Genomic DNA, 6697 nt, shown 5'->3' on the forward strand with positions numbered 1-6697 from the left:
CTAGCAGCGGCGGCCGTCGACTGACCTGATGCCCATCAATCGTTTTTGTGGTCGTGCTGCACCTCCAGGTCGATCAGTCCTTCCAGCCAATCCATGAAGGCGCGCACCCGTTGTGGCAGGCGGCGGTGGGCATAGAGCAGGGTGACTTCCAGGGGCGGCGCCTGGTACTCCGGCAGCAGCGCCACCAGTTCACCGCTCGCCAGGTGGTCGCGCACGCCGTGCAATGGCACCTGGATCAGGCCCAGTCCGCCCAGGCAGGCGGCGCTGTAGGCTTCGGCGTTGTTCACCGTGACGCTGCCGGCCATGGACAGGTGCCGCACCTTGCCGCCAACGAGGTATTCAAAGCCTTGCGACCGGCTGCCCAGCACCGACGCGTAGTGCACCAGACGGTGCTTGGCGAGGTCTTCCAGGGTGCGCGGTACGCCGTGAGTGGCGAGGTAGGTGCGGCTGGCGCAGTTGACCAGGGGCAAGGCACATAGCGAGCGCGCCACCAGCGAAGTGTCCAGGACTGGCCCGACCCGCAGCACCAGGTCGAAACCTTCGCGCACCAGGTCCACCCGTCGGTCGGTGCTGCTGACTTCCAGCTCCAGGCCAGGGTGGCGGCCGGTGAACTCTGCCAGGCGCGGCATCACCACCTTGCGCGCCAGCACGGTGGGCATGTCCACCCGGACACGACCGGTCAGGGCCGTGGCGTCTTCGCGGAACAGGCCCTCCAGCTCGTCCATCTGTGTCAGCAACTCGCGGCTGCGCTCGTAGAGCAACAGGCCGTCCTGGGTAGCCTGCACCTTGCGCGTGGTGCGCTGCAGTAGCCGCGTGCCCAGTAGCTCCTCCAGTGCCTGCACCTGGTCGGATACGGTGGAGCGGGGCAGGCCGAGGCTGTCGGCGGCCTGGGTGAAACTTGACAGTTCGCTGACCCGTACGAAGGTTCTCAGTAGCTCCAGCTTGTTCATCCGTGCGGTGCCTCTTTCCGGATTGTTCGATTGAGCCGATCAGTGCTTCCGAGATCAGCTTATTTATCGCACTTGTTCCGGACAATAAGCTCCTCACCACTTCCCCACCTGTCACCAGGAGCACAGCTATGACCCGCAAGATCGCACTCATCACCGGCGCCAGCCGCGGCCTTGGCAAGAGCATGGCGCAGCACTTGGCTGCCCAGGGCATCGACATCATCGGCACCTATCACAGCAAGCTGGAGGACGCCGAATCCCTCAGCCGGGAAATCCTGGACCTCGGTGGCCACGCCGCGATGCTGCAGCTGGACGTGAGCAAGAGCGGCACTTTCGACGACTTCGTCACCAGCCTGGGCCGCTTGCTGAAGAACGAATTTGGCCGCGATAGCTTCGACTTTCTGGTGAACAATGCCGGCATCGGCATCCACGCCAGCTTCGCCGAAACCACTGAAGAGCAGTTCGACCACTTGGTGAACGTCCAGCTCAAGGGCCCGTTCTTCCTCACCCAGAAGCTGCTGCCGCTGATTGTCGACGGCGGGCGCATCCTCAATATCTCTACCGGCCTCGCGCGCTTCGCCCTGCCGGGCTACGCCGCCTACGCGGCAATGAAGGGCGGAATCGAAGTGCTGACTCGCTACCAGGCCAAGGAGCTGGGCGCCCGTGGTATCTCGGTGAATGTGCTGGCCCCCGGCGCCATCGAGACGGATTTCGGCGGTGGCGTGGTGCGCGACAACTCCCAGGTGAACGCCTTCATTGCCAGCAATACCGCCCTGGGGCGCGTGGGCCTGCCGGAAGACATCGGCGCCGCGGTGGCCATGCTGCTCTCCGACGCCGGCCGCTGGATCAACGGCCAGCGGGTGGAGGCTTCGGGCGGCATGTTCCTGTAGCGGCTAATGCATTCCGTAGGCGCGATTCATCCTGTAGGGGGCGATTTCTGCAATATGTGTTGCAAGCAGCTGCATTGCCCGTAGGAGCTGGCTTGCCAGCGAATGGCCCCGTTTGGCTGGCAAGCCAGCTCCTACAAGGCTCTTGGCCCGATGGTAAAACTCTCGCAACAGCTAACGCAGACATAGCGACTTCAATCGCCAAGCAGGACGCAGTCCTGCCCACGGAAGTCCGTGCGGAGCAAGGTCCCTCACGCCCAGCCCCCCTCCCGAAGGGAGAGGAGGCTCGTGGCGCATTGCCCCTTGTTCCCCTTCAACCCTCGGCTTGCTTCCGGGCATGGAAGACGAAGCCGATGCTGTTCATCAGCAGCTGCGCCGCCAGGATCGAGGTCATGCCGGTAGGGTCGTAGGCGGGGGCCACTTCCACCAGGTCCATACCGACAATGCGTCCCTGACAGCGGTTGGCCAGGCCCTGGATGATTTCCAGCACCTCGTAGTACTGGAAGCCGCCATGGCTCGGCGTGCCGGTGCCGGGGGCGATGGAGGGGTCGAAGCCGTCGATGTCGATGGTGATGTAGTAGGACTTGCACTCGGGAATCAGGTCCAGCACGCCGTCGCGACCCAGCTTGCGCACATCGCGCACCGAGAGAATCTTCGAGCCGGCTTCGCGAGCGGCGTTGTAGTCGCTGCGGTTGGAGGAGGACACGTTGCGGATACCCATCTGGGTCATGCCGACGATGTGATCCATCTCCGAGGCGCGGCGCAGCGGATTGCCGTGGCCGAATCGCACGCCGTGGCGTTCGTCGACGAAGTCCAGGTGGGCGTCGAAGTGAATGATATGGATGGGGCCACGACCCTCGAAGGCCTTCATCACCGGCGCGTGCACCGAATGGTCGCCGCCCAGCACCACCGGCATGGCGCCGGCTTCCAGCAGTTTGCGCACGGCAAACTCGATGTTGGCGTTGCTGGTATTCATATCGGTATGAACGATGTCGGCATCACCCACGTCAACGATTCGCACATCCTCCTGCTGGAGGTACATCACGTCGTCCTCGAAGTCGTAGGCGCCGCTGTGGCCGAAGGAGAACAGGGTGGATGCCTCGCGAATGCCGCGCGGTCCGAAGCGCGCGCCGGAGCGCCATTGGGTCCCCATGTCGTTGGGCGCGCCAAGCACTGCAACGTCTGCGTTCAGGGCGTCCCAGTCGGTGCAGATGGGCGACTTGGCGAAGGTGCAATGGCCGACGAAGGGCAGATTCAGGCGACCGTTTTCATAGCTGTTGCTGGACATGTTCAGGCGACTCCACGTTGTTCTTGTAGGGTGACCGGCAGGGTGCTCGCACCTCGACCATGGCCTTATCCTGGGCTTTACCTGCGCCTTGGAAAATGACGATGATGCGATGCGCAAATCGCCGTAACCGATGTAATCCCTAGCCTGTGAGGTACAGGATGATTCAATTGCACGATGTGGACCTGAAGCTGCTCAGAGTCTTCAACACCATCGTCAAGTGCGGGGGATTCTCGGCTGCCCAGGCCGCCCTCAACGTTGCCCAATCCACCATCAGCGAGCAGATGGCGCACCTGGAGACTCGGCTCGGGGTGAAGCTCTGCGAACGTGGGCGCAGCGGCTTCCGCCTGACCGAGCAGGGCCAGGCGATACACGAGGCCACCCTGCGCTTGCTGGGCGCGGTGGAGGACTTCTGCGTGGATGCCGATGTGCTCAAGCGTCAGGTCAGTGGCACCCTCAACCTCGGGGTGATCGACACCACCATCACCGACCCGGCTTGCCCGCTGAAGACGACCACCCAGCGTTTCGTCCAGCGCGGCCACGATGTTCACCTGCACGTTTACATTGGCACTCCGGCCGAGCTGGAAGAGCGGGTGCTGGATGGTCGCCTGCACCTGGCGGTGGGGCATTTCCCGTTTCGTGTGCCGGGGTTGTCCTATTCGCCGCTGTACCAGGAAAGCCATGGCTTCTACTGCGGCCGCAACCACGCGCTGTTCGGCATCACTGCGCCCAAGGTGGATCTACTGGAGCGCATCGCCGCCAGCCGCGTGGTGGCGCGCGGTTACCTGCAGCAGCGCGACCTTCAGGCCCTGGGCGTGGAAAAGGCCGCCGCCACGGTCGACAACGTCGAGGCCCAGGCCATGCTGATTCTCTCGGGGGCCTATGCCGGCTTCCTGCCCGAGCACTACGCGCGGCAATGGGTGGAGGCGGGCGACCTGGAACACCTGGGGCCTGGCCGTTTGCAGCTGCTCTCGGCCTTCGAGACGATCACCCGCCGCGGGGTGGCGACGCCCATGATCCTGCGCGCCTTCCTCGATGAACTGCTCAATGGCGCCCGCACCCTTGCGGCGCAGAACAAGATTGACCGGGGCCAGTAATGCGAATCCACGTCACCTTCATCGACCGCGTCGGCATTACCCAGGAAGTCCTGGCGTTGCTGGGCGCGCGCAACCTCAACCTGGACGCGGTGGAGATGATCCCGCCCAACGTCTACATCGACGCACCGGCCTTGTCGCAGGCCGTGCTGGACGAGCTCTACGACGCCCTGTTGCGAGTGGATGGCGTGCGGGCCGTGGAGCTTGTCGACATCCTCCCCGGCCAGCGCCGGCACTTGCAGCTGGATGCTTTGCTCGCCGCGGTGAGCGACCCGGTGCTGGCGGTGGACCCCGGCGGCCATGTGCTGCTGGCCAATCCGGCCCTGGTCGGGCTCTATGGCCGCGAGCCGGCCGGGGAGCCGCTGTCCAGCCTGTTCGCCGAGGCGGACCTGGCACAGACCCTGATCGACAAGGGCTTCCGCCTGCCCATGTGCGAGGTGAGGTTCCAGGGCCAGGCCCTGTTGCTGGATGCCACGCCCATCAGCGGCGGAACGGATGCCCTGGTGGGCGGCCTGCTGACCCTCTACCCGCCGAGCCGGATCGGCGAGCGCCTGGCTTCCCTGCACCACGACCATGCCGAGGGGCTGGACGCGCTGCTGGGCAAGTCGGCCGAGCTGAAAGCGCTCAAGGCCCGGCTGCGCAAGGTGGCCAGCCTGGATGCGCCGTTGCTGATCCAGGGCGAAACCGGCACCGGCAAGGAATTGGTGGCCCGCGCCTGTCACGCCATGAGCGCGCGCCGCGATGCCCCCTTCCTCGCGCTCAACTGCGCGGCACTGCCCGAGAGCCTGGCCGAGAGCGAGCTGTTCGGCTATTCGGCCGGCGCCTTCACCGGCGCCCAGCGCGGCGGCAAGCCGGGGTTGCTGGAACTGGCCGACAGCGGCACGGTGTTTCTCGATGAAGTGGGGGAGATGTCGCCTTACCTGCAGGCCAAGCTGTTGCGCTTTCTCAGCGACGGCTGCTTCCGCCGTGTCGGTGGCGATCGCGAGGTACAGGTGAACGTGCGCGTACTCTGCGCCACTCACCGCAACCTGGAGCGCATGGTGGCGGAGGGCAGCTTCCGCGAAGACCTCTACTACCGCCTCAATGTGCTCAACCTGATGGTGCCGCCCCTGCGCGAGCGCGGGCAGGACATCCTCCTGCTGGCCGAGCACTTCCTGCGCCAGGCCTGCGCGCAGATCCAGCGCCCGCCTTGCCGCCTGGCCCCGGCCACCTACCCGGTGCTGTTGGGCAATCGCTGGTCGGGCAACGTGCGCCAGCTGCAGAACGTGATTTTCCGCGCCGCCGCCATCAGCGAAGGCGAGCTGATCGACTGCGACAGCCTGGAACTGGCCGGCACCGCCCTCAATCCCCAGCAGGGTGACCCGCTGGACGTGACCAGTCTGGAGGAGGCCGTCCAGGGCTTCGAGAAGAACCTGCTGCAGCGCCTCTATGCGGCCTATCCCTCCACGCGGCAGCTGGCTGTACGGCTGAATACCTCTCACACAGCCATCGGCCAACGGCTGCGCAAGTACGGCATCTCGCGTGGCTGAGCGGTTCTCTGTGAGGCGCGAATGACCTGGCACTCCGTGCCGGCAGGGTCCGTGGTTCGATTACGTTCCGCTGGAGCGATTTCGCTCCATTTTCTTCAAGGCCCTGAGTCTCGGGGCTTTGCGCCATTCAGGTCGATCGATGCTCTATGTGGAGTTGGAGCGGTATCGTTCCATCGTGGCGAGGGCATGTTGTGATCAATAATTTAAGTATTTGATTTATAGGTATTTTTATAAACTGGCATTGCCCTTGCTCTTGTTCAGTCAGCCGAGCCCACACAACGCTCGGGACCCTACCTGACAACAAGAGGACGATCCATGAGCACGCTGCGTTTTACTCCCGAGCACGAATGGCTGCGCGTTGAAGCCTCCGGCGAACTGACCGTCGGCATTACCAGCTTCGCCCAGGAGGCCCTCGGGGATGTGGTGTTCGTGCAGTTGCCGGACGCCGGTCGCTACGACCAGGGGCAGGAAGTTGCGGTGCTGGAGTCGGTGAAGGCTGCCAGCAATATCACCATGCCGCTGACCGGCGAGGTGATCGAGGTGAACCAGGCCCTGGCCGACAACCCCGAGCTGGTCAACGAAGCGCCCATGGGCGACGGCTGGTTCTTCCGCATCCGCCCGGACATTCCCGAAGCGTTCGCCGGCCTGATGGACCAGGCCGCCTATGACCGTTTTCTCGCCGACAACGCCTGAGCCGGGGCCGCCATGACCAGAGCACATCTCCACTTGGGCACCGACAACGAGTTCGTTGCCCGCCACATCGGCCCGCGTGAGGCGGATATCACCGCCATGCTGGCGCTGACTGGCCATGCCTCGCTGGACGCGCTGATCGCCAGCGTCATTCCCGACAGCATCAAGGGCACCAGCGTGCTCGACCTGCCGGCTGGCCAGAGCGAGGCCGAAGCCCTCGCTGCCATCAAGACCATCGCCGCGAAGAACCAGATTTTCCGCAACC

At 64.6% G+C, this 6697-nt stretch carries 7 protein-coding genes; 5 read left to right on the plus strand and 2 right to left on the minus strand.

Annotation, left to right across the window (positions count from 1 at the left end):
- Positions 1 to 35 precede the first annotated feature (35 nt).
- A complete protein-coding gene (locus AAHM40_RS15850) occupies positions 36 to 950 on the minus strand; it encodes a LysR family transcriptional regulator (RefSeq protein WP_342245495.1) in 915 nt (304 codons plus the stop codon).
- A 128-nt stretch (positions 951 to 1078) separates the two neighbouring features.
- Between AAHM40_RS15850 and AAHM40_RS15855 the strand changes: the two genes are divergently transcribed.
- Positions 1079 to 1837 carry an SDR family NAD(P)-dependent oxidoreductase gene (locus AAHM40_RS15855; protein WP_342245496.1) on the plus strand — a complete coding sequence of 253 codons (759 nt, stop codon included), beginning with the start codon at positions 1079 to 1081 and terminating at the stop codon, positions 1835 to 1837.
- Between the two features lie 310 nt (positions 1838 to 2147).
- Here AAHM40_RS15855 and speB read toward each other — a convergent pair whose 3' ends face one another.
- Positions 2148 to 3122, minus strand: a complete 975-nt coding sequence (speB, locus tag AAHM40_RS15860) for an agmatinase (RefSeq protein ID WP_342245497.1) — start codon at positions 3120 to 3122, stop codon at positions 2148 to 2150.
- Positions 3123 to 3280: 158 nt separating this feature from the next.
- Here speB and AAHM40_RS15865 point away from each other — a divergent pair, with 158 nt between their 5' ends.
- The 4 genes from AAHM40_RS15865 to AAHM40_RS15880 all read left to right on the plus strand — a co-directional run.
- Positions 3281 to 4216 carry a LysR family transcriptional regulator gene (locus AAHM40_RS15865; protein WP_280282385.1) on the plus strand — a complete coding sequence of 312 codons (936 nt, stop codon included), beginning with the start codon at positions 3281 to 3283 and terminating at the stop codon, positions 4214 to 4216.
- Positions 4216 to 5742: a sigma-54-dependent transcriptional regulator gene (locus tag AAHM40_RS15870; protein ID WP_342245498.1), complete on the plus strand. Its 1527-nt coding sequence runs from the start codon at positions 4216 to 4218 to the stop codon at positions 5740 to 5742. Before AAHM40_RS15865 ends, AAHM40_RS15870 begins: the two co-directional genes overlap by 1 nt.
- 315 nt (positions 5743 to 6057) lie before the next feature.
- The gene (gene gcvH / locus AAHM40_RS15875) at positions 6058 to 6435 is read left to right on the plus strand and encodes a glycine cleavage system protein GcvH (RefSeq protein WP_342245499.1); all 378 of its coding nucleotides are present in this window, start codon (positions 6058 to 6060) and stop codon (positions 6433 to 6435) included.
- Positions 6436 to 6447: 12 nt separating this feature from the next.
- A partial coding sequence (locus tag AAHM40_RS15880) for a hypothetical protein (RefSeq protein WP_342245500.1) occupies positions 6448 to 6697 on the plus strand: 250 nt, incomplete at its 3' end.

Origin of the sequence: Pseudomonas sp. OTU5201 (assembly GCF_038440135.1) — a bacterium.
In the GTDB taxonomy this organism is placed as follows: Bacteria; Pseudomonadota; Gammaproteobacteria; order Pseudomonadales; family Pseudomonadaceae; genus Metapseudomonas; species Metapseudomonas resinovorans.

Excerpts from the sequence above, each read along its gene's own strand:
- AAHM40_RS15870 (WP_342245498.1), top strand. The coding sequence starts at position 4,216 with ATGCGAATCCACGTCACCTTCATCGACCGCGTCGGCATTACCCAGGAA.
- AAHM40_RS15850 (WP_342245495.1), bottom strand. The coding sequence starts at position 950 with ATGAACAAGCTGGAGCTACTGAGAACCTTCGTACGGGTCAGCGAACTG.
- speB (WP_342245497.1), bottom strand. The coding sequence starts at position 3,122 with ATGTCCAGCAACAGCTATGAAAACGGTCGCCTGAATCTGCCCTTCGTC.
- gcvH (WP_342245499.1), top strand. The coding sequence starts at position 6,058 with ATGAGCACGCTGCGTTTTACTCCCGAGCACGAATGGCTGCGCGTTGAA.
- AAHM40_RS15865 (WP_280282385.1), top strand. The coding sequence starts at position 3,281 with ATGATTCAATTGCACGATGTGGACCTGAAGCTGCTCAGAGTCTTCAAC.
- AAHM40_RS15855 (WP_342245496.1), top strand. The coding sequence starts at position 1,079 with ATGACCCGCAAGATCGCACTCATCACCGGCGCCAGCCGCGGCCTTGGC.